Source organism: Nonomuraea sp. C10 (assembly GCF_008017515.1).
Lineage (GTDB): Bacteria > Actinomycetota > Actinomycetes > Streptosporangiales > Streptosporangiaceae > Nonomuraea > Nonomuraea ferruginea.
Genome location: NZ_VPFF01000001.1, coordinates 2924408 through 2945359, shown reverse-complemented (window position 1 = coordinate 2945359; position 20952 = coordinate 2924408). Strand labels below are relative to the sequence as shown.

Below are 20952 nucleotides of genomic sequence, written 5' to 3'. Positions count from 1 at the left end.
CAACGCCACGGCAGGGGGAACGAGCCGGGCCACCACCTCCGCGTGGCGAACCGGTCGGCCACCCATGCCCCGCCGTGGCGGCGTCAGGCGGGCGGGGTGGTGAGGCAGGCGTGCAGGCGGCGGGCCTGGCGGACGAGTTCGCTGCCGGGTCGGCGGCTCGCCAGTTCGGCGATCACCGGCAACTCGCCCCGCGCACCCACCCATGAGGCCACGTCGGCCGCGAGCGACACCATCCGGGTGTGCCCCGCGGTGGCCCGCTCCCCCGGCCCCGGCAGAGAGGCGGTCAGCCAGCCGGCCATCACCTCCCACACCTCCCGGTGCGCGCCCTTCAGCGCCGCCTCCCTGAGTGCCGCGAGAGCGCGCTTCGGCCCTTCCCCGCCGTGCCGCAGCACCTCGGCGAGCCGCCGGCCGGCCTCCTCCCCCGCCACACCACCCCCCGCGGCCAGTCGCAGGAACGCCTCCACCGCCAGGTCCTGGCCGGCGTCGACCAGCGAGTACGCCAGCATCAACGACATCCCGGGCCCCGCCGGGCCGTCGCCGTCGGCCAGCAGGGCGACGTCGGCGGGTTTGTACGCGCCGAAGTACCCGCGGCGTCCCGGATCCGGCTCTCGGCCCCCGGATCGGCCAGCTCCCTGATCATCGCGCCGGCCCACGTGCTCGCGTGCCACCACGGCGCTCCCCTGAACTCGTTGTCGGGGGTCGCGTACCGGGTCAGCGCGGCGGGCAGCCGGTCGCGTTCAGGCCCCGCGAAGAGCCTGACGAACGCGTCCAGCCAGCGCTCGGTCCTGATCCAGCTGGACTCCTTGGGCATGAAGTCGCCCAGCTCACCGGGAGTGCGGAGCGGCGGCGGCATCGGGGCGGCCTGGGGCTCGGGCGGCAGCGTGCCGGGCGTGAACGTCTCCGGCTCCGGCTCCGCCGCCACGTCGCCTCCGAAGGCCGCGGCCAGCGCGGCTCCCTGGTGGGCGGGGAGCGTCGCCACCGCCTCGCGCAGCGTCTCGGCTCCGGCCGGCCCGAACCGGGCCGTGTGCTTGACGGCCAGCCTCACCGCGCGCTCGCGGGCGCCGGCGGCCTCGCAGAGCAGGGCGACGGCCAGCGCGGGCGCGTAGGCGTCGAGGTCGTCGTCGCCGTCCTTGAGCAGCCGGTCGAGCCAGGTCAGGCCGGCCCGTACGAGCTTGCCCTCCTTGCGGAACAGCAGACCCTGGACGGCCTCGCCAGCGTCGGCGGCGGGCACCGGACCGCCCCGCTGGACCTGCTTGAGCGCCAGGTCGGCGACGTTGGCCGCGGACGCGGGCAGCAGCGCCAGGTAGTCGCCCAGGCGGCCGGCGACCTCCTCGGGGGCGGGGTCGAGCCGCTCGTGGAGACGGACGAAGAAGCGCAGGCCGGTGGCCTCGCCGCCGCGCAGGAACCGGGTGAGGCAGCCGTCGAGCAGCACCTGCCGGGCGATCCTGCCGGTACGGGCGGGGTGCCGACGATCCAGGCGAGGGTGAGCGGGTCGTGCGCGGGCGAGACGGCGCCCGTGTGGCGCAGCAGCCTCAGGGCGAGCTGGACGCGCCGGTCGCGGGTGGGGCGGGTGCCGCGCAGCCGCAGCGCGAAGCGTACGGCGAGGTCCTGCTGCCAGGCGACCGGCCGGGCGGACACGACGTCGAGGATGAACGGCACGTCGTCGCGCCCGGGCTCGTCCCACTGGCGCTGCAGGTCTGGCCTGCTGAGCCAGGTGGCGACAGCGGCGGCGCCCGCGATGGTGGCGGCCCCGGCGACCCGCATCGGCTCGATCCAGAGGTCATGCCGCGACCGGCGGACGTGCTCGTGGTACTCGGGTAACTCGTACATCGACCGGCCCCTCCTGCCGGCGAGCTCGCGGACCGCGGCCATGCGCTGTTCGGCGCGCTCGTGCTCCCTGCGCCGGCCGACCTCCTGGGCGACGGGCAGGTGTCCCGGCAGGGCGGCGGCCACTTCGCGGCGCTGCTCGTCGTCGAGCCTCGTCACCAGCTTGACCACGGCGGGCGTGTCTACCGCCTCGATGGCGGACCTGACCTCTTCCCAGGCGTTCGTCATGATCGGGACCTTAGGGGGTCCCGCCGACAAATCGCGGGATCGTCAGGCGACCAGGGCGTCGATCTCGGCCAGGAGTGCCTTCTTGCGCTCCTGGGCCAGGTAGGACGCCGTCACCGCGTTGCGGGCGAGCTGGGCCAGCTCCGCACGGCCGAGGCCGAAGACGCGGGCCGCCACGCGGTACTCGCCGGCCAGGGTGGTGGCGAACATGGGCGGGTCGTCGCTGTTGAGCGTGACGAACAGGCCCTCCTCCAGCAGGCGCGGCAGCGGGTGGTCCTCGATCCGCGCCACCTGGCCGGTGCACACGTTGGAGGTGGGGCACACGTCCAGCGGGAGCTGCGTCTCGCGCAGGTGGGCGACGAGCCGGGGATCGGCCAGGCACGCGATGCCGTGACCGACGCGCTCGGCGCCGAGGCCCTCGATGACCTCCCAGACGGTCTCGGGCCCGGTCATCTCGCCGCCGTGCGGGACGCTGTGCAGCCCCGCCGCCCGCGCGGCGGCGAACGCGTCGCGGAAGGCGTCGCGGTAGCGGGGCCGCCGCTGCTCGATCCCGCCCAGGCCGAAACCTACCAATGCCGCGGGAGGTTCTTCGAGCGCGTGGTCGAGCGTGATCTTCGCGGCCTCCTCGCCGAACTCGCCGGGGATGTCGAAGATGTACGCGATCTCGACCCCGTGCTCGTCGAGCGACCGCCGCGCGGCCAGGTCGAGCGCCCGGGTGACCTCGCCTCTGGGGATCCCGGTGATGTGGTGCGCGTACGGGGTGACCTGGAGCTCGGCATAGCGCCCGCCCTGTCCCGCCAGGTCGCGGGCCAGCCCGGTGACGAGGGTGGCGATGTCCTCCGGCTCGCGGACCAGCGCGTTGACGGCCGCGTACACCTGGGCGAAGTGCGGGAAGTCGCGGAAGGTGTAGAACGCGCGCAGCTCCTCCTCGCTCGTGGGCACGCCGTTGCCGGGGTGGCGGCGGGCCAGCTCCAGCACGGTGGGCACGGAGGCGGATCCGACCAGGTGGACGTGGAGTTCGACCTTGGGCAGGGCGTCGATGAAGGCGTCGATGGTCATGCCGACGACCTTAGGCCGGGCCTGGTTCCATCCGGAAGGTTTCGCACCTAAATCTGCCATTATCTTGTCAGATTTGTCCTGACCCTCGGCGGGCTCTGCGGCACTCCTCCCACCGTGCGGACACCGGTCCTCACATCGGGGACCTCGTATTCATGTCCGTCCTCCTGGTGCTGGCGGCGTCCGGCGCTCCGCTCGGCCACGCGCACGGGGGCGGTTCGCTAGCCGTGGTGGACCTGGACCTGCGACCTTGTCCGCGTCCTGCCCGAGCGGGGCAGGAGCCGAAGGGTGACCGGCCACGAGCTGTGCTCGGCCGGGATGGCGGCCGGCATGACCTTCGTGACCGCGCTGCCGTTCATGACCCGCTGCCGTTCATGGCCGCGCGCTGTCGTACATGGCCGCGCCGTCGCTCTGACGGGCGGTACTTCTGCCTCGGGAGACGCTAGCCGTTCAGCCGGGCGCGGGCGTGGCGCTCCTCGCGGCGGGCCACGTCGAGCCGGTGGGCCGCGGCCTCCAGCCGTTTGCGCGCCTTGGCCAGCCTCTTCTCCAGCCGGGCCACCTTGTCGGCGCGCTCGCCGTGCTCCCGCTCGGCCTCGGCCAGAGTCTCGCTCCACTCGCGGTGCGCGGCCTCGGCCTCCGTCCGCTCCTTCGCTTCCCTGGCCTCGGCCTCCGCCCGCTCCTTCGCCTTCCGGGCCTCGTCCTCCGGCGGGGGCGGCTTCTTCCTGCGGGCCGCCGGAGCGGCGCTCACGGGAGCGGGCGCGAAACCGCTGTAGCTGAGCGGCTTGGCCAGGCGGCCGCGGCGCACCTCATCGGCGGCGTCCGCGTCCACGACGGCGGCGTCGAGCGTCTGGTCCACCTCCGCCGCTGCGGCGGCCGACAGGTCCGCAACCTCCCTGATCAACCGGGACAGCCGGCCGGTCACCTCGCCGCGCCGCCGGGTCGCCGCGGCCAGCGCGTCGGAGTCCTGGGCCGCCCACGCCGCGCGCAGCTCCTCGCCGACGGCCAGCAACTCGCCGAGCTCGTCCGCGTGCTCGCGGGCGGCGCGGTTCACCGCCCAGGCGGAGACGGTGGGCTTGCGCAGCTTGCCGATCTCGCGGGCCAGCGCGGCGTCCCCCGCCTCCTTGGCCGCCCGGGCCTCGGCCGTGCGGGCGGCCGTGAAGTCGGAGGGCGGCAGCGCGTACAGCCGCCCGGCCACCTCATCAAGATCCACACATGTGGGGTACCCCACATGGCCGGTTTTCTAGCGCATAGTGGAGACAGCCCACTCGAACGGAGGCCGCCCGTGTTCGAGCGCTTCACCGACCGTGCCCGCCAGGTCGTCGTCCTCGCCCAGGTGGAGGCCAGGGCCATGCGTCACAACTACATCGGCACCGAGCACCTGCTGCTCGGTCTCATGCGGGAGGGCGAGGGGGCGTCCGCGCGCGTGCTGGCCGACTGCGGGGCGAGCCTGGAGCCGGTGCGGGAGTTCGTGGTGCGCGAGATCGGCACCGGCGAGAGCGGGCCCGACGAGCACATCCCGTTCACCCCCAGGGCCAAGAAGGTGCTGGAGCTGTCGCTGCGCGAGGCGTTGCAGCTCCGCCACACCTACATCTCCAGCGAGCACATCCTGCTCGGCCTGCTCAAGGAGGGCCAGGGCCTGGGCGCGCAGGCGCTCGCGGCGACGGGGGCCGACTTCGTCGCGATACGGCAGCGCGTCCTGGACCGGCTGGACCGGGGCCCGAAGGAGCGGCCGGGTGAGACGTACTTCACCGCGAGTTCGACGGTGGCCCAGCGGCTCGCGCAGATCCAGGAGAGCCTCGAACGCATCGAGCGGCATCTCGGCATCGGGCCGGAGCCCGGTCCGTCAGACTGACGTCATGGCGCCGACGGGCAGCCGCCCCTCCACCACGCCGGGGTCGTCGGTGTAGGCGAGCGTGGCGCCCAGCGAGACGAGCAGCCTGCGCATGCGTACGTTGTCGGCGAGCATGGAGGTCCTGACCTCGGCGTAGCCCAGGTCCCTCGCCTCCCGCACGAGCGCCCTGGCCATGACCGAGCCCAGCCCGCGCCCCTGCCAGCGGTCCTCTACCAGGAACGCCATCTCGGCGATGCCCGGATCGGCGGTGAAGACGAGGTTGGCCAGCGCGACCACCTGCCCGTCGTTGCCCGCCACCAGCGAGTGGCCGCGGCGGCGGTCGCACAGCCGCTCGAACATGCGCGGCGGCAGCGACGGCATCGCGGTGAAGTAGCGGAACCGGCGCGACTCCGGCGAGCAACGGTCGTGCAGGTCGCGTACCGCCTCGCGGTAGACCGGGGTGAGCGGCTTGATCACGACCTCGGCGCCGTCGGCCAGCTTGACCGCGGTCTCACCGCCCGCCTGCTCCACGGGCGGCTGGGCCAGCCGGGCGAAGGAGGCGGCCCTGGCGGCCTCGGTCAGGGTGAACGGCAGCTCCGCGCGGCGCAGCCGCACGGCTCTCTTGGCCGCGACCGGCACGACAAGCTGGGTCGGATCAGGCAAATCACTCACCGCATCACCATAGGTCCACCTGGCGTCGTCCGCGCGCAGCAGCTCCGCCAGCAGCTCGGGGAGCCGCCACGGCATGGCGCGCAGCCGGGAGGCGAGCAGCAGGGCGCGGGTGGGCTCGTCGGTCAGCTCGTGCGCGGTCGCGGGCACGACCACGACGCGCCGCCCGCCGGCCGCTTCGAGCGCCTCGCGCACCGTCTCGGGGTTCGCGGGGATGTCGGCGACGAACTCGTCCACGGTGCCGTCAGGGTCGGACTGGACGCTCAGGCCGAGAATGTTGCCACCCCGCTCGGCGAGCGCGGCGGCGAGGGAGGCGAGTCGTCCGGGACGCTCGTCGACGGTGGTGCGGATGCGCAGAAATCCCATATGAGAAGGATGCCGGGTACCTGTTACGTTGCCGCTAACGTCGTGTTTCACCGCTCAACTACCTGTACGAAAGAGCAGGCCGCATGAACATACTCTTCCGAGGCGGACGCGTGTTCACCGCGAAGGGCGACTTCGCCGAGTCCGTCCTGGTGCGCGACGGAGTGATCGCCGCCGTCGGCGCCGAGCGGGAGCTGTCCGCCCGGGCGCCCGGGCACGAGACCGTGGACCTGGACGGCGGCCTGCTGACGCCCGGCTTCACCGACGCGCACATGCACCCGGTCCAGGCGGGCCTGGAGCGGGCCCGATGCGACCTCTCGGAACGGTACGGGCTGGACGAGTATCTTGACGCCGTCCGCGCCTACGCGGACGCGCACCCGGACAGGGCCTGGATCGAGGGCGGCGGCTGGGACATGTCCGCCTTCCCCGGCGGGCTGCCCAGGCGCGAGCAGCTCGACTTCCTGGACCGGCCCGCCTACCTGATCCAGCGCGACCACCACGCCGCCTGGGTCAACGGCCGCGCGCTGGAACGGGCCGGGATCGGGAAGGACACGCCCGACCCCGCCGACGGCCGGATCGAGCGCGACCCGGACGGCACCCCCACGGGCGTGCTGCACGAGGGCGCGATGGACCTCGTCGGCCTGCTCACCCCGCGCCCCACCGCGGCGGACCTGGACGCCGCCCTGATGGACGCCCAGGCGCACCTGTTCACGCTGGGCATCACGGGCTGGCAGGACGCGATCGTGGGCTCGTACGCCGGCTCGGACGACCAGTTGCCCGCCTACCTGTCCGCGGCCCGCTCAGGGCGGCTCAGGGCGCGCGTGGTGGGCGCGCTGTGGTGGGACCGCACCCGCGGCCTGGACCAGATCGACGACCTGCTCTCACGACGGGCGTCGGCCGAGGGGCTGGACCGGTTCGCCGCCACCTCGATCAAGATCATGCAGGACGGCATCACGGAGAACTTCACCGCCGCCACGCTGGAGCCCTACTGCCGGTGCGGCGGCACGGGCCTGTCGTACGTGGATCCGGCCAAGCTCAGGGAGTACGTCGCCGAGCTCGACCGGCTCGGCTTCCAGGTGCACGTCCACGCGATCGGCGAGCGCGCGGTGCGGGAGGCACTCGACGGCTTCGCCGGCACCGATCCGGCCAACCGCCACCACATCGCGCACCTGCAGATCATCGAGCCGTCGGACGTGCCGCGCTTCGCCGAGCTGGGCGTGACGGCCAACCTGCAGCCGCTGTGGGCCACCCACCATCTGCAGATGGACGAGCTGACGCTGCCGTTCCTCGGCGAGCCGCGCTCGTCCTGGCAGTATCCGTTCGCGGACCTGCTCCGCCACGGCACCCGGTTCTGCGCCGGCAGCGACTGGCCGGTGTCGAACGCCGACCCGCTGCAGGGCATGCACGTGGCCGTCAACCGCACAGAACCGGGCGGGTCCGTGCACGCCGGCTACCCGACGGCGCAGACGCCGTTCCTGCCCGAGCAGCGCGTCGACCTGGCCACCGCGATGACCGCGTACACGGCGGGCTCGGCGTGGATCAACCGCTCCCCCGCCGGGAAGATCGAGCCGGGCCGCCCCGCCGACCTCGTGGTGCTCGACCGCGACCCGTTCGCCCTGCCGGCCGAGGACATCTGGACCACCCGGGTCCGCATGACGTTCGTCGACGGCGAGGCCGTGTACGAGAAGGCCTGAACACGCCGAAGGGCCCCAGCGCGACGCCGGGGCCCTTCGGGTGGTCTGGCCCTACCAGGGGGACTTGTTGTTGCGCAGCCGCTCCAGGGCTTCCTGGAGGATGGCCTTGCCGTCCTTGTCGCTCCTGCGCTCCTTCACGTAGGCGAGGTGCGTCTTGTAGGGCTCGTTCTTCGGGGGGGCAGGCGGCGCATTCTCATCCTGACCGGCCGGGAGGCCACAACGCGGGCAGTCCCACAGCTCGGGGATCGCTGCGTCGCTGGCGAAGCTGGGGCGCGTTTCGTGCATGTTGGCGCACCAGAACGAGACCCGCACTCTCGGAGCCGCTTCGCCGCGCTCGGCCTCCCCCATAGGACCGGCACCGACTCGGCTGCCACGGATCGCGTTGCCACTACCCACGGATGAACTCCTCGCTCGATCGCCCCGTGAGCCACGGGGGGAGAATCACTGTCACGCGTTCTGTCTGGCCTCAGGGCTTGACGAGCAGGCCCAGAGCGATGATGCAGACGAACCAGACCACTCCCGTGATGACGGTGAGCCGGTCGAGGTTACGCTCCACCACCGAGGAACCGCCGAAGTTCGACGAGAAACCGCCGCCGAACATGTCAGACAGGCCGCCACCCTTGCCCTTGTGGAGCAGGACGAGCAAGATCATCAGCAGGCTCGTCAGGATGAGGGCGATGGAGATTCCGAGTTCCACGGTATGCCTAGTCCTTCAATGGTTTGGTACGCGTGACGATTCAGACTTGCCTCTAGAGGGTACGACCTCATGTCAAGTCGCACCCACCGAACGGCTCAGTTAGCCTGCCATATCCGAGAATCGGCAGATCTTCACGAACTCCCCGGCGTCGATGCTGGCTCCACCCACGAGCGCACCGTCGACATCCGGCTGAGCCATGATCCCCGCGATGTTCGCCGACTTGACCGAGCCTCCGTAAAGGATACGGACCGCCGAGGCCACTTCGGGGTCGTACAGCTCCGCGAGTCGCTGCCGCAGTGCGCCGCAGACCTCCTGGGCGTCGTCGGGAGTGGCCACCTCGCCGGTGCCGATCGCCCACACCGGCTCGTAGGCCACCACGATCGACTTCGCCTGCTCGGCGGTGACCTTGCGCAGCGCCCCGTCGAGCTGGCCGAGCGAGTGGGCGATGTGACCGCCCGCCTGGCGCACCTCCAGCCCCTCGCCCACGCACAGGATCGGCGTCAGCGAGTGGCGGAGCGCGGCCAGCACCTTGGCGTTGACGAGGTCGTCGTCCTCGCGGTGGTACTGCCTGCGCTCCGAGTGACCGACGGTCACGAACGTGCAGCCCAGCTTGGCGAGCATGACGCCGGAGATCTCGCCGGTGTAGGCGCCGGCGTCGTGCGGCGACAGGTCCTGCGCGCCGTAGACGATGCGCAGCTTGTCGCCGTCGACGAGCGTCTGCACGCTGCGCAGGTCGGTGAACGGCGGCAGGACCGCCACCTCGGCGCGGTCGAAGTCCTTGTCGTTGAGCGCGAAGGCCATCTTCTGGACCAGCGCGATCGCCTCAAGGTGGTTGAGGTTCATCTTCCAGTTGCCGGCGATGAGGGGCTTTCTCACGCTCAGTCCTCCAAAGCGGCGAGTCCGGGGAGGGTCTTGCCCTCAAGGTATTCCAGGCTGGCCCCGCCACCGGTGGAGATGTGCGAGAAGCCGTCTTCAGGCAGGCCGAGCCTGCGCACCGCGGCCGCCGAGTCGCCGCCGCCCACCACGGTGAAGGCGTCGGACGAGATCAGCGCCTCGGCCACCGCGCGGGTGCCGCCGGCGAACGCGTCGAACTCGAACACGCCCATCGGGCCGTTCCAGAACACGGTCCTGGCGTCGGCCAGCTTGCCGGCGAACAGCTCCCGCGTACGGGGCCCGATGTCGAGCCCCTGCCGGTCGGCGGGGATCGCGTCGGCGGGCACCACGTCGAAGGCGGCGTCGGCGGCGAAGTGGGTGGCGGCCAGCACGTCGACCGGCAGCACCAGGTCGACGCCGCGCTCGGCCGCCTCGGTCAGGAAGCCGCGGACCTGGTCGAGCTGGTCCTCCTGGAGCAGCGACCCGCCGACCTCGTGGCCCTGGGCCTTGAGGAAGGTGTAGGCCATGCCGCCGCCGATCAGGAGCCGGTCGACGCGGGTGAGCAGGTTGGCGATGACGCCGAGCTTGTCGCTCACCTTGGCGCCGCCGAGCACGACCACGTAGGGCCGCTCGGTGTCCTCGGTCAGCTTCCGCAGCACGTCGACCTCGGCCGCGATCAGCCCGCCCGCCGCGTGCGGCAGCAGCGCCGGCACGTCGTAGACGCTGGCGTGCTTGCGGTGCACGGCGCCGAACCCGTCGCCCACGTAGAGCTCGGCCAGCCCGGCCAGCCGCTCGGCGAAGGCGCGGCGCTCGGCGTCGTCCTTGGCCGTCTCGCCGGGCTCGAAGCGGAGGTTCTCCAGCAGGGCCACCTGGCCCTCCTGGAGGCCCTCCACCGTGGCCCTGGCGCCGTCGCCCGCCACGTCGGAGGCGAAGGCGACGTCCTGGCCGAGCAGCTCGCCCAGCCGCCGGGCCACCGGCCGCAGCGAGAACTCCGGCTTGACCTGCCCCTTGGGCCTGCCCAGGTGGGCGCAGACGATGACCTTCGCCCCGTTGCCCGCGAGGGCCCGGACGGTGGGCAGCGACGCGCGGATGCGGCCGTCGTCGGTGATCGTCTCACCGTCGAGCGGCACGTTGAGGTCCGCGCGCACGAGCACGCGCCGGCCCTTCACGTCGAGATCGTCGAGATTGCGCAACTGGCTCCCTTTCCTCGCTCGCCCGTCGTCCTACAGGTCCGCGCCCACCAGCTCGATGAGGTCGACCAGGCGGTTGGAGTAGCCCCACTCGTTGTCGTACCAGCCGACGACCTTGACCTGGTTGCCGATGACCTTGGTGAGGCCGGCGTCGAAGATGCAGGAGGCCGGGTCGGTGACGATGTCGGCGGAGACGATCGGGTCCTCGGTGTAGGTGAGGATGCCCTTGAGCGGACCGTCGGCGGCGGCCTTGACCGCGGCGTTGACCTCCTCGACCGTGACGTCACGGCTGACGTCGATGGTCAGGTCGGTGGCCGAGCCGGTGGGGATCGGCACGCGCATGGCGAAGCCGTCGAGCTTGCCCTTGAGCTCGGGCAGCACGAGGCCGATGGCCTTGGCGGCGCCGGTGGAGGTGGGCACCACGTTGAGCGCGGCGGCGCGGGCGCGGCGCAGGTCCTTGTGCGGGCCGTCCTGGAGGTTCTGGTCCTGCGTGTAGGCGTGGATGGTGGTCATCAGGCCCTTCTCGATGGTGAAGGCGTCGTGCAGGACCTTCGCCATCGGGGCCAGGCAGTTGGTGGTGCAGGAGGCGTTGGAGATGACGGTGTGCTGGGCCGGGTCGTAGGCGGTGTGGTTGACGCCCATGACGACCGTCACGTCTTCGTTCTTGGCCGGCGCGGAGATGATGACCTTCTTGGCGCCGTTGTCGGCGTGGACCCTGGCCTTGGTCGCGTCGGTGAACAGGCCGGTCGACTCGACGACCACGTCGACCCCGAGGTCGCCCCAGGGCAGCTTGGCCGGGTCGCGCTCCTCGAAGACCTTCATGGCCTTGCCGTCGACGGTGATCTCGTCGCTGGAAGCCTTCACCTCGTACGGGAGGCGGCCCAGGATGCTGTCGTACTTCAGCAGGTGGGCCAGCGTCGCGTTGTCGGTGAGGTCGTTGACAGCGACGATCTCGATGTCCTTGCCACTGGCGGCCACCGCGCGCCAGAAGTTGCGACCGATGCGGCCGAAGCCGTTGACGCCTACGCGGATGCTCACGGAACCGATCTCCTCGTACGTGATGGCGGGCTGATACCTCAACTCCAGAAACCCTATCGGACCTAAATTGGTTTAGACCACGCGGTCCCGCCTCGCCGTGAATGGCGGTTCGTTACGCGCGCTTTGTGCACTTCGAGTAAAGTGCCCGACTCATCGGAGTAAACTCGGGCATTCTCTGGGGGCTGAGATGTCAAGACAACGATCCGGCCTGCTTTCAGGCCTGGTCATCGGCTTGATCACGATGCTGATCTGCACTGCCGGATTCGGGACCGCCGTCATCTTCATGGACCGGCTGCCCCCATCGCTGCGCGCCTTCGGGGACGGGATCCCGGTCCTCGCCGCGTTCGCGTTCGTCGTGGGCGTACTCGTCGGCTGGGCCATCCGCCTCGTCCGCCCCCGCAGCGTCCTGCTGTCCTTCTTCGCGGCCCTGTACGCGGCCGCGGCCGTGCCGGGGGGCCTGATCGTCATGGGCGCGTACGTGTTCTCGACCGTCGGCGCGCAGCGCTTCGGCGCGGACACCGCGGCCGCGCCGCTGACCCTTCAGGGCTTCCTCGACGCGCTCCCGGGCGCCGCCCGGCAGTTCTGGAACTCGCTCGACCCCTCGTGGCCGCTGCCGGCCATCATGGCGGCCGCCGCCCTGCCCGCGTTCGTCCTCGTACTCTCCCGCGCCCTGCGCCTGCGGCGTACGGGCAGGCACGCCGCGGCCGAGAAGCCGCAGCGGGACCCGGAGGAGACGGCGGAGGAGCCGGAGCCCGAGTATCGGGCCCCGTTCGAGCCGCTCCAGCCGCCCAAGGCGGACCCGACCGCGACCGGCAGCTTCTTCCTCCCGCCGGACCGCGGCCAGGCCTGAGCGCCGCTCAGGACGTCAGCATGTCGACCGTGAGGTTGGCCTCGGTGCTGGGGATGCCGAGGTCGGCCGCGCGCTTGTCGGCCATGGCCAGCAGCCGGCGGATCCGCCCGGCGATCGCGTCCTTGGTCAGCGGCGGGTCGGCGAGCTGGCCCAGCTCCTCCAGGGACGCCTGCTTGTGCTCCACCCGCAGCCGGCCCGCGACCACCAGGTGCACCGGCGCCTCGTCGCCGAGGATCTCCAGCGCCCGCTGCACCCGCGCGCCCGCCGCCACCGCCGCCCTGGCGGAGCGGCGCAGGTTGGCGTCGTCGAAGTTGGCCAGCCGGTTGGCGGTCGCCCTGACCTCGCGGCGCATCCGCCGGTCCTCCCACATCAGGACGCTGTCGTGGGCGCCCAGCCTGGTCAGCAGGGCGCTGATGGCGTCGCCGTCGCGCACCACGACCCGGTCGACGCCGCGCACCTCGCGCGCCTTGGCGTGGATCTTCAGCCGCCTGGCCGAGCCGACCAGCGCCAGCGCGGCCTCCGGACCCGGGCACGTCACTTCGAGCGACATCGAACGCCCCGGCTCGGTGAGCGACCCGTGGGCGAGGAACGCGCCGCGCCAGGCCGCCTCCGCGTCGCACGAGGCGCCCGCCACCACCTGCCGCGGCAGGCCCCGCACCGGCCGCCCGTGGTTGTCGATCAGTCCCGTCTGCCGGGCCAGCGCCTCACCGTCGCGGTAGACGCGCACGACGTAGCGAGACCCCTTGCGCAGCCCTGCGGGAGCCAGCACCAGCACCTCGGCCTTGTGGCCGAACACCTCCCCGATGTCCTTGATCAGCCGCCGCGCGGTGGCGTTGGTGTCGAGCTCCGCCTCGATCACGATGCGCCCTCCCACGAGGTGCAGGCCGCTGGCGAACCGCAGCAGCGTCGACACCTCCGCCTTCCGGCAGCAGGGCTTGAGCACAGACAGTCGGCTCAGCTCGTCCTTCACCACACCCGTCATCGCCATGAGCGTTAGTCCTCCCCCAAACAGACCGGCTCACAGCATCCTCTCGCACCTTCGCGCCACGCCGACCAGGATCAACGCTTCTGGAGGAAAATCTCGTCCAGGACGGAGGCAAGACGTCGTGGGTCGTGCCGGGGGGAGCCGTCGCGGGCCGCCACGTCGGCCGTCACCAGCCTGGCGCCGAACGCCGCCGCCGACTTCTCCAGCGCGGGCAGGTCGTCGACCACGCCGACGTCGGCGAGCACCACGTCGAGCGAGAGGCCAGGAGCGTGCTGCCTGAGCACCTCCAGGTGCTGCTGCGGCGAGAGGTCGTCGGTCTCGCCCGGCTGCGGCGCCAGGTTGAGCGTGACCAGCCGCTTGGCGCCGGTGTCGTGCAGTGCCCTGGCCAGCTCGGGCACCTTCAGGTGCGGCAGCACGCTGGTGAACCACGAGCCCGGCCCGAACACCACCCAGTCGGCCTCCAGCACCGCCTCGACGGCCTCCGGCCGCGCGGGCGGGTCTTCGGGCACGAGCGAGATCGCCTGCACCCGGCCCGGGGTCAGCGCGCACGCCACCTGGCCGCGCACGGTCGAGATCACGCCGTCGAGCTCGACCTCCGCCACGATGTCGAGAGGCACCGAGGCCATCGGCAGCACCCTGCCGTGCGCGCCGAGCAGCCGGCCCACCCATTCGAGGCCCGCCACGGGGTCGCCGAGCAGCTCCCACAGGGCCACGATGAGCAGGTTGCCGACGGCGTGCCCGTGCAGCTCGCCCTCGCTGCGGAAGCGGTGCTGCACCACCTCGCTCCAGGTGCTGCCCCACTCGTCGTCGCCGCACAGCGCGGCCAGCGCCATGCGCAGGTCACCCGGCGGGAGCACGCCCAGCTCGCGCCTGAGCCGGCCGCTGGAGCCGCCGTCGTCGGCGACGGTGACCACCGCCGTCAGCGCGTCGGTCACCACCCTCAGCGCGGACAACGACGCGTACAGCCCGTGGCCGCCCCCGAGGGCGACCACGCGGGGCCCTCCGGACGGCGGCTGCGACCCCGCCCAGAACGGTGGTTCGCTTAACCCGCGCCCGCTGCCACCGGTCACTCCCGCCCCACATCCCGGTGGCTCACCTGGACCTCCATGCCGCGGTCGCGCAGGCGCGCGGCGAGCTGCTCGGCCATGGCGACGCTGCGGTGCTTGCCGCCCGTGCAGCCGACGGCGAGCGTGGCGTAGCTCTTGCCCTCCCGGCCGTAGCCGGTCGCGACCACCCGCAGGACCTCCTCGTACGAGTCGAGGAACTCCTTGGCGCCGGGCTGGCCGAGGACGTAGTCGCGCACGGCCGGGTCGGTGCCGTTCATCGGGCGCAGGTCGGGCACCCAGTGCGGGTTGGGCAGGAAGCGGCAGTCGACGACCAGGTCGGCGTCGACCGGCAGGCCGTACTTGAAGCCGAACGAGACCACGTTGAGCCGCAGGCCGGGACGGTCGTCGCCGCCGAAGTAGGCGACGATCCGGTTGCGCAGCTCGTGGACGTTGTGGGCGGTGGTGTCGATCACCAGGTCGGCGTTGGCCCGCACCTCGCGCAGGATGCCGCGCTCGCGGGTGATGCCGTCGACGAGCCGGCCGTCGCCCTGGAGCGGGTGGGGGCGGCGGACGTTCTCGAAGCGGCGCACCAGCTCCTCGTCGCTGGCCTCCAGGAACACCACGCGCACCCGCACGGCGCGCGTCTCCAGCTCCTCGATGGCGGCGTTGAGGTCGGTGGTGAACGCCAGGCTGCGCACGTCGACGACGGCCGCCACCTTGTCGGCTGCGAGCTTGACCTTGCCGGCCTCCTCCGCCATGGCGAACAGGAGCCCGGGCGGCAGGTTGTCGATCACGAACCAGCCGAGGTCCTCCAGGGCCTTGGCCGCGGTGCTCCGCCCGGCCCCCGACATGCCGGTGACGATGACGAACGCCGGCTCGGTGGTCTTCACTGCCTCTCCCCCTTCAGGGTCGACACGATCACCTCGGCCGTGGCGGGGCCGATGCCCGGGACCTCGCGGATCTGTTCCGCGGTGGCCTCGCGCAGCTTCTTGACGGAACCGAAGTGCTTGAGCAGCGCCTGGCGGCGCGCCGGTCCGAGGCCGGGCACGCTGTCGAGCGCGCTCTCCTTGACGGACTTGGACCTCTTGGCCCGATGGTAGGTGATGGCGAACCGGTGTGCCTCATCACGCACGCGTTGCAGCAGGTAGAGGCCCTCACTGGAGCGCGGCATGATCACCGGCTGGTCGTCGCCCGGCAGCCACACCTCCTCCAGCCGCTTGGCCAGGCCGGCCACGGCGACGTCGTCGACGCCCAACTCGTCGAGCGCCCGCTGCGCGGCGGCGGCCTGCGGGCCCGCGCCGTCGACCACCACCAGGTTGGGCGGATAGGCGAACTTGCGCGGACGGCCCGTCTCGGGGTCGATGGGGCCGTGGCCGTCGTCGTCCTCGGGGGTCAGCTCGCCGGTGGCGGAGCGCTCCTCCAGGTAACGGCGGAAGCGGCGCAGGATGACCTCGTGGATGGCGGCGACGTCGCCCTCCTTGGTCTTGACCGCGAAGCGGCGGTATTCGCTCTTGCGGACCAGGCCGTCCTCGAACACCACCATGGAGGCGACGACGTTCTCGCCCTGCAGGTGGGAGACGTCGTAGCACTCGATGCGCAGCGGCGCCTGGTCGAGGTCGAGCGCGTCGGCGATCTCCTGCAGGGCCTTGCTGCGCGTGGTCAGGTCGCTCGCGCGGCGGATCTTGTGCTGGGCGAGCGACTCCTTGGCGTTGCGCTCGACGGTCTCCATGAGCGCCTTCTTGTCGCCGCGCTGCGGCACCCGCACCTCGACGCGGGCCCGGCGCTGCTCGGTCAGCAGGTCGGCGACGGCGTCGGCGTCGGGCGGCAGCGCGGGCACGAGGACCTCGCGGGGCATCGACTCGGCGGCGGCGTCGCCGTACATCTGGAGCAGGAACTGCTCGACCAGCTCGCCGGGGCCGGCCTCCTCGACCTTGTCGACCACCCAGCCGCGCTGGCCGCGGATGCGCCCGCCGCGCACGTAGAAGACCTGGACGGCGGCCTCCAGCGGGTCCTCGGCGAGCGCGACGACGTCGGCGTCGGTGCCCTCGCCGAGCACGACCGCCTGCTTCTCCAGCGCCCGCTGCAGCGCCTGGATGTCGTCGCGGAGCCGGGCGGCGCGTTCGTACTCCTGCTCGGAGGCGGCCTCGCGCATCTCGCGCTCCAGCCGCTTGATGAAGCGGCTGGTGTTGCCCGCCATGAAGTCGCAGAAGTCCTCGGCGAGCGCGCGGTGCTCCTCGGGGGTGACGCGGCCGACGCACGGCGCCGAGCACTTGTCGATGTAGCCGAGCAGGCACGGCCGGCCGATCTGGCCGGCGCGCTTGAACACGCCCGCGCTGCACGTGCGGACCGGGAAGACGCGCAGCAGCAGGTCGACGGTCTCGCGGATGGCCCAGGCGTGCGAGTAGGGGCCGAAGTAGCGGGTGCCCTTGCGCCTGGCGCCGCGCATGACCTGCACGCGCGGGAAATCCTCGCCCATGGTCACGGCGAGGTACGGATAGGACTTGTCGTCGCGGTACTTGACGTTGAAGCGCGGGTCGAACTCCTTGATCCAGGAGTATTCGAGCTGCAGCGCCTCCACTTCGGTGGCGACCACGGTCCAGTCGACGTCGGCCGCCGTGGTCAGCATGGTCTGGGTGCGCGGGTGCAGGGCGGAGAAGTCGGCGAAGTAGGAGTTGAGCCGCTGGCGCAGGCTCTTGGCCTTGCCGACGTAGATCACGCGTCCGTGAGCGTCCCTGAACCGGTAGACCCCGGGGGAATCGGGGATGGAGCCGGGCCGGGGACGGAAACTCAACGGACTGCCACCTGATCGCGCCACGATTCCAGCCTAGTGGCCGTCACCGACAGGCTCGCCCGCCGCGAAGGCGGGCGAGCGCCGGGACGTCACGCCAGCGAGATCTGGTCACCCTCCACGGTGAGCTGGTGCTCCGGCAGCGGCTTGGTGGCCGGGCCGTCGCTCACCGAGCCGTCCTCGATCTTGAACTTGCTGCCGTGGCACGGGCAGACGATGGCGCCGTTCTCGACCTTGTCCACCGGGCAGCCCTGGTGGGTGCACGAGATGCCGTACGCCTTGAACTGCCCCTGCGCCGGCTGCACGACGACGACCTTCTGGTCCGCGAAGATCTTGCCCCCGCCGACCGGGATCTCGGAGGTCGTGGTCAGCCCCCCGCCCTGCGCGGGCGCGGCCTGCGAGGGGGCGCTGGACGAGGCCGGAGCGGCCGGTTCCTGCGTCGCGGCCGTGGTGTCGCTGCTGCCGCAGGCGGCCAGTGCCAGCGTCAGCCCACCCGCGCCGACACCCGCGATCACCGCTCTACGGCTCTTGAGGTCTTCTCCCATGCGCCACAGCCAACCGCAGCCAGGTGAGAAAACCATGAAAGGCGCCTTAGGCGAGCCTGATCTTGCCTCCTGACACACTGATCTTTTTCTCTGCCAGCGGCTCGCCGGCCGGACCTTGGACCACGGATCCGTCCTCGATGCTGAACTGGCTGCCGTGGCACGGGCAGTTGATCACGCCGTTGGAGACGCTGGCGACCGCGCAGCCCTGATGGGTGCAGGTGGCGCTGAACGCCCGGAACTCGCCCTCCGACGGCTGGGTGATGACCACGTCCTGGTTCTTGAATATCTTTCCCTCACCGCTGGGGATGTCGCTGGTGTCGGCGAGTGCCTTCGGCTTCTTCTTCTTGGGCGCGGCGGCCGACTCCTCGCCGTCGGGCTCTTCCGCCAGGTCCGCCGTGTCCGGGGCCGGCTCCGCCGCCGGTGAGCCGTAGCTGGCGCAAGCGGTGAGCACCGCGGCGAGGCCGGCCCCGCCCGCTCCGAACATCACCGCCCGGCGCGTCGTTTCGGTCATGGTGCGTCCTCCCAGGTTCGGGTTTCACTTCAGGTACGTCCGGCGACCTGACTGCGGTTCAGCGTGCCGCGCACCAACCCGGGAGAACCACGCACAATTACCGGTTCACACGACCACGATGCCGTCGCCCTCGACCTTGACCTGGTACGAGACCAGGCTTCCGGTGGCCGGGCCCTTCGTTGCCTGCCCGGTGCCGGCGTCGAACTCGCTGCCGTGACAGGGGCAGGTCATCACGTTGTCCCGCGGGGTGCTGACGGCGCAGCCGCGGTGCGGGCAGGACGCCCCGTACGCCTTGTAGACGCCTTCCGACGGCTGCGTCACCACGATCTTGTACTTCTTCACCACCGTGCCTCCGCCGACCGGGACGTCGGCGGTCTTGGCGATGACCTTGCCCTTGATGCCCGGCACCTGCCGGTCCTCCGCTTCGCCGCCGCACGCCGCCAGCGACACGCCGCACGCGGCCACCCCCGCGGCGCCCAGCGCCTGCCGCCGCCCGATCACGGAGCCCCCGTCCACCGTCATGCCCTCCCCTGACCTTCATGGCCTGCGCATTACCGGCTTTTCACGATAGGGCCACCCCCCGTCGCCCTCTCTTCCGCCCCGCCCCGAACGACCCGCGACCTCAGCGGGCGCCGGGACGCTGACCGACCCTGCACGTGATCTTCAGGCCGGTCGCGGTGCTCTCACTCGGGGGCCGACAGGCACGGGGCAGCGCCGCAGACGTCCGTCACCACCCCCGTCTTGAGGAAGACGGCCTTCTGGAGCTGGGCCGCGGGGGTGCGGCGGGGGTCCTCGTGCGGGTCGGTGCCGTGCGGGCCCTCCATCGGCGGCGTGTTGGTGAGCGGCGGCGACGGGGTGCCGCTGTCCCACACCACCAGCGCCGACCCCGCGTGCGCGGTGCGGAAGCCGCGGATGCCCCAGTACGGTTCGGTGTCGGGTGAGCGGCCGGGCGCGAGGGCCGGGAGCCGGACCCGGGCGCCGACGGTGCGCGCCTCGGCCTCCGCCGTCACCGTGGCCACCTGGTGGTCGCCGTACGCCACCTGCATGAGCACCCGGTGCCGGGGCGTGCCCGGGTACGGGTCGTCGGTCATGTGGGCGGCGTACCCACCGGCCTCGCCGCGGTCCCACAGCATCTGCATGAGCGCCAGGATGATCTGCTGCTCCAGCCGGTCGGGATAGCTCTGGTCGAACACCGCCTGGAAGGGCGCCGCGTCCGAGCTGCGGTTGAACAGGGTGCTGTAGTTCATGCCGGTCACGCCGAGCACGCCGCGCCGGATGTCCGTGGAGAGCGCGACGAGAGCGCCGCCGAAGATGCCGCCCTGACTGTTGCCGTCGTAGACGAGCTCGGCGCGGGTGTCGATGAGCGGCCGCCCGCGCTCGTTCCTGAAGGCGGCGTGGGCGGTGAAGCCGTCGCGGGCCGTCATCGCGCGTCCCAGGAACATGAAGTTCAGGAAGCCCTGCTGGGTACGGTCAGGCACGGTATGGAAGCGTGACATGTCACCGAATGTGGCGATGACGTTGGGGATGTCCTCGTCCGCCATGCCGATCCACTTGGTGGCGCAGAACACGAACCCGTGCCGCTGCGCCATCGTCCTGACGTTGGACGCGCCCACCTCGGTGTGCCTGCCGAGCAGCCCGTGCCCGTACAGGGAGGGCCTGGCCGGGCGGGTGAAGGCGACGCGGGGGATCTCGCAGCGGAACGTGGCGACCTGCTCGTTCCCCGGCAGCCTGGCCGGCCGCCCGTCCGGGCCGTAGTTCAGCCCGGAGCCGGGCGGCCCGCCGGGCCTGTCGAGGTAGCTCGGCACCCGGAAGGTGCCCTCGACCCGGCGCGCGATCCTGTCGTCCTGCTCGGGGGTGAGGTCGGTGACGGCGGTGACCTCGTACGGGGGCGCGTTCCCGCGCAGCCCGCGCAGGGCGTCGTCGCGCATGGCGAGGGCCCGGCCGGCCAGGTTCCGCTCGCTGGCCACGGTGAAGTCCCAGGCGAGGTGGAGGCCGCCGGCGCGGACGCCGTGGCGGCGCAGCGCGTGCAGCACCGGCTGGAGCTCCCGCTGCCGGTCCCGCAGCTCGTGCCCGTGCGGCAGCGGTGCGCCGGCGATGGCGGCGAACGCGGCCCCGGGCGGGATCGGGTCGCCGCCGGCGTCGCGCAGGTGGCGCAGCGCGACCGCGTACCGGTGTCCCTCGCGCAGGTTGCGGGCGGGGCGGACGATGAGCGCCCGGCGGCCTTCCGGCGCGTTCGCGTCCAGTTCGGCCCAGTACGGCCAGCGCTCACCGGTGTCGAGGTCGAGCAGGACGATGGGCGCGTCCCTGCCGAGCGAGGCGCCGATGTCGGTGATCGGGGCCGCGCCGGTCCTGGCCAGGTCGAGGCCGGGGACGAGGGTGAGGATCATCGAGCCGGGCGAGAAGCCGTCGTTGCCGTTCCACGCGGTGGGATCGACGGGGACTCCGGCCACCGAGCGGGGCATCGCCTCGACGGGGAACGCGACGCGGCGGCCGGTGGCGGTGCCCCGGTCCGCCACGGTGTAGTGGTCGCTGGGGAACGGCAGCAGGCAGACGGCCGGGTCGATCGGATCACATCCGGGCGCGGCCGGGCCGGTGGTGACAGCCGGGCGCGCGGCGGCGGGCGGGGCCGCAAGCGCCGTGACGAGCGCCGTCATCAGGGCCGTGGCGAGCGTGAGGGCGCGGGCAACGGCTCGCATGGGCGGCACCTTCTGAAGAGCGGTCGGGCGTACCGATGATCAGCCTCCCGCCCGGTCCCGTCAATCCC

Annotated in this window: 21 protein-coding genes; 3 read left to right on the top strand and 18 right to left on the bottom strand. The window is 72.1% G+C overall.

Features of this window, described 5'->3' with window-relative positions; genetic code table 11:
- Positions 1–83: 83 nt before the first annotated feature.
- From FR742_RS13410 to FR742_RS13395, 4 genes are all read right to left on the bottom strand, one after another.
- Entirely contained in the window at positions 84–515 is a 432-nt protein-coding gene (locus tag FR742_RS13410; RefSeq protein ID WP_148031276.1) for a hypothetical protein, read from the bottom strand.
- Positions 506–1432, bottom strand: a complete 927-nt coding sequence (locus FR742_RS13405) for a hypothetical protein (RefSeq protein ID WP_148031275.1) — start codon at positions 1430–1432, stop codon at positions 506–508. The genes FR742_RS13410 and FR742_RS13405 overlap by 10 nt, the downstream gene beginning before the upstream one ends.
- A gap of 665 nt (positions 1433–2097) precedes the next feature.
- Positions 2098–3111, bottom strand: coding sequence for an adenosine deaminase (add, locus tag FR742_RS13400; protein ID WP_148031274.1), 1014 nt, complete (start codon positions 3109–3111; stop codon positions 2098–2100).
- A gap of 439 nt (positions 3112–3550) precedes the next feature.
- Positions 3551–4318, bottom strand: a complete 768-nt coding sequence (locus FR742_RS13395) for a hypothetical protein (RefSeq protein ID WP_148031273.1) — start codon at positions 4316–4318, stop codon at positions 3551–3553.
- Positions 4319–4390: 72 nt separating this feature from the next.
- Between FR742_RS13395 and FR742_RS13390 the strand changes: the two genes are divergently transcribed.
- Entirely contained in the window at positions 4391–4960 is a 570-nt protein-coding gene (locus FR742_RS13390; protein ID WP_148031272.1) for a Clp protease N-terminal domain-containing protein, read from the top strand.
- Here FR742_RS13390 and FR742_RS13385 read toward each other — a convergent pair.
- On the bottom strand, positions 4952–5974 hold the full coding sequence (locus tag FR742_RS13385; RefSeq protein WP_148031271.1) for a GNAT family N-acetyltransferase: 1023 nt from the start codon (positions 5972–5974) through the stop codon (positions 4952–4954). The two genes, FR742_RS13390 and FR742_RS13385, sit on opposite strands and share 9 nt — an antisense overlap.
- Before the next feature lie 83 nt (positions 5975–6057).
- Here FR742_RS13385 and FR742_RS13380 point away from each other — a divergent pair, with 83 nt between their 5' ends.
- A complete protein-coding gene (locus FR742_RS13380; protein ID WP_148031270.1) occupies positions 6058–7665 on the top strand; it encodes an amidohydrolase in 1608 nt (535 codons plus the stop codon).
- A gap of 51 nt (positions 7666–7716) precedes the next feature.
- On the opposite strand, the gene FR742_RS13375 is transcribed toward FR742_RS13380, so the two are convergent.
- The 5 genes from FR742_RS13375 to gap form a co-directional block, all read right to left on the bottom strand.
- Entirely contained in the window at positions 7717–8061 is a 345-nt protein-coding gene (locus tag FR742_RS13375; protein WP_148031269.1) for an RNA polymerase-binding protein RbpA, read from the bottom strand.
- 70 nt (positions 8062–8131) lie between these two features.
- Entirely contained in the window at positions 8132–8362 is a 231-nt protein-coding gene (gene secG / locus FR742_RS13370) for a preprotein translocase subunit SecG (protein WP_148031268.1), read from the bottom strand.
- A gap of 99 nt (positions 8363–8461) precedes the next feature.
- Positions 8462–9244, bottom strand: coding sequence for a triose-phosphate isomerase (gene tpiA / locus FR742_RS13365; RefSeq protein WP_148031267.1), 783 nt, complete (start codon positions 9242–9244; stop codon positions 8462–8464).
- Entirely contained in the window at positions 9241–10428 is a 1188-nt protein-coding gene (locus FR742_RS13360; protein ID WP_148031266.1) for a phosphoglycerate kinase, read from the bottom strand. The genes tpiA and FR742_RS13360 overlap by 4 nt, the downstream gene beginning before the upstream one ends.
- A 30-nt stretch (positions 10429–10458) precedes the next feature.
- Positions 10459–11463: a type I glyceraldehyde-3-phosphate dehydrogenase gene (gap, locus tag FR742_RS13355; RefSeq protein ID WP_148031265.1), complete on the bottom strand. Its 1005-nt coding sequence runs from the start codon at positions 11461–11463 to the stop codon at positions 10459–10461.
- Positions 11464–11704: 241 nt separating this feature from the next.
- On the opposite strand from gap, the gene FR742_RS13350 reads away from it, so the two are divergent.
- Positions 11705–12313, top strand: coding sequence for a hypothetical protein (locus tag FR742_RS13350; RefSeq protein ID WP_148031264.1), 609 nt, complete (start codon positions 11705–11707; stop codon positions 12311–12313).
- A gap of 7 nt (positions 12314–12320) precedes the next feature.
- Here FR742_RS13350 and whiA read toward each other — a convergent pair whose 3' ends face one another.
- From whiA to FR742_RS13310, 8 genes are all read right to left on the bottom strand, one after another.
- A complete protein-coding gene (gene whiA / locus FR742_RS13345; RefSeq protein WP_148031263.1) occupies positions 12321–13301 on the bottom strand; it encodes a DNA-binding protein WhiA in 981 nt (326 codons plus the stop codon).
- A gap of 71 nt (positions 13302–13372) precedes the next feature.
- The gene (yvcK, locus tag FR742_RS13340; RefSeq protein ID WP_148031262.1) at positions 13373–14290 is read right to left on the bottom strand and encodes a uridine diphosphate-N-acetylglucosamine-binding protein YvcK; all 918 of its coding nucleotides are present in this window, start codon (positions 14288–14290) and stop codon (positions 13373–13375) included.
- A 74-nt stretch (positions 14291–14364) separates the two neighbouring features.
- A complete protein-coding gene (rapZ, locus tag FR742_RS13335) occupies positions 14365–15234 on the bottom strand; it encodes an RNase adapter RapZ (protein ID WP_148031261.1) in 870 nt (289 codons plus the stop codon).
- The gene (gene uvrC, locus FR742_RS13330; RefSeq protein WP_148031260.1) at positions 15231–17135 is read right to left on the bottom strand and encodes an excinuclease ABC subunit UvrC; all 1905 of its coding nucleotides are present in this window, start codon (positions 17133–17135) and stop codon (positions 15231–15233) included. Before uvrC ends, rapZ begins: the two co-directional genes overlap by 4 nt.
- Positions 17136–17224: 89 nt before the next feature.
- Positions 17225–17677 (bottom strand): Rieske (2Fe-2S) protein, encoded by a 453-nt coding sequence (locus FR742_RS13325; protein WP_148031259.1) that lies wholly within the window; start codon positions 17675–17677, stop codon positions 17225–17227.
- A gap of 46 nt (positions 17678–17723) precedes the next feature.
- Positions 17724–18188 (bottom strand): Rieske (2Fe-2S) protein, encoded by a 465-nt coding sequence (locus FR742_RS13320; protein WP_148031258.1) that lies wholly within the window; start codon positions 18186–18188, stop codon positions 17724–17726.
- Between the two features lie 105 nt (positions 18189–18293).
- The gene (locus FR742_RS13315; RefSeq protein WP_148031257.1) at positions 18294–18710 is read right to left on the bottom strand and encodes a Rieske (2Fe-2S) protein; all 417 of its coding nucleotides are present in this window, start codon (positions 18708–18710) and stop codon (positions 18294–18296) included.
- A gap of 161 nt (positions 18711–18871) precedes the next feature.
- Positions 18872–20884, bottom strand: a complete 2013-nt coding sequence (locus FR742_RS13310; protein WP_148031256.1) for a hypothetical protein — start codon at positions 20882–20884, stop codon at positions 18872–18874.
- Positions 20885–20952 lie beyond the last annotated feature (68 nt).

What these genes read in the sequence shown, in the direction of transcription:
- FR742_RS13410 (WP_148031276.1), bottom strand. Translation starts at nt 515, where the DNA reads ATGTCGTTGATGCTGGCGTACTCGCTGGTCGACGCCGGCCAGGACCTG.
- add (WP_148031274.1), bottom strand. Translation starts at nt 3,111, where the DNA reads ATGACCATCGACGCCTTCATCGACGCCCTGCCCAAGGTCGAACTCCAC.
- FR742_RS13385 (WP_148031271.1), bottom strand. Translation starts at nt 5,974, where the DNA reads ATGGGATTTCTGCGCATCCGCACCACCGTCGACGAGCGTCCCGGACGA.
- FR742_RS13380 (WP_148031270.1), top strand. Translation starts at nt 6,058, where the DNA reads ATGAACATACTCTTCCGAGGCGGACGCGTGTTCACCGCGAAGGGCGAC.
- FR742_RS13350 (WP_148031264.1), top strand. Translation starts at nt 11,705, where the DNA reads ATGCTGATCTGCACTGCCGGATTCGGGACCGCCGTCATCTTCATGGAC.
- whiA (WP_148031263.1), bottom strand. Translation starts at nt 13,301, where the DNA reads ATGGCGATGACGGGTGTGGTGAAGGACGAGCTGAGCCGACTGTCTGTG.
- FR742_RS13325 (WP_148031259.1), bottom strand. Translation starts at nt 17,677, where the DNA reads ATGGGAGAAGACCTCAAGAGCCGTAGAGCGGTGATCGCGGGTGTCGGC.
- FR742_RS13320 (WP_148031258.1), bottom strand. Translation starts at nt 18,188, where the DNA reads ATGACCGAAACGACGCGCCGGGCGGTGATGTTCGGAGCGGGCGGGGCC.
- FR742_RS13315 (WP_148031257.1), bottom strand. Translation starts at nt 18,710, where the DNA reads ATGACGGTGGACGGGGGCTCCGTGATCGGGCGGCGGCAGGCGCTGGGC.
- FR742_RS13310 (WP_148031256.1), bottom strand. Translation starts at nt 20,884, where the DNA reads ATGCGAGCCGTTGCCCGCGCCCTCACGCTCGCCACGGCCCTGATGACG.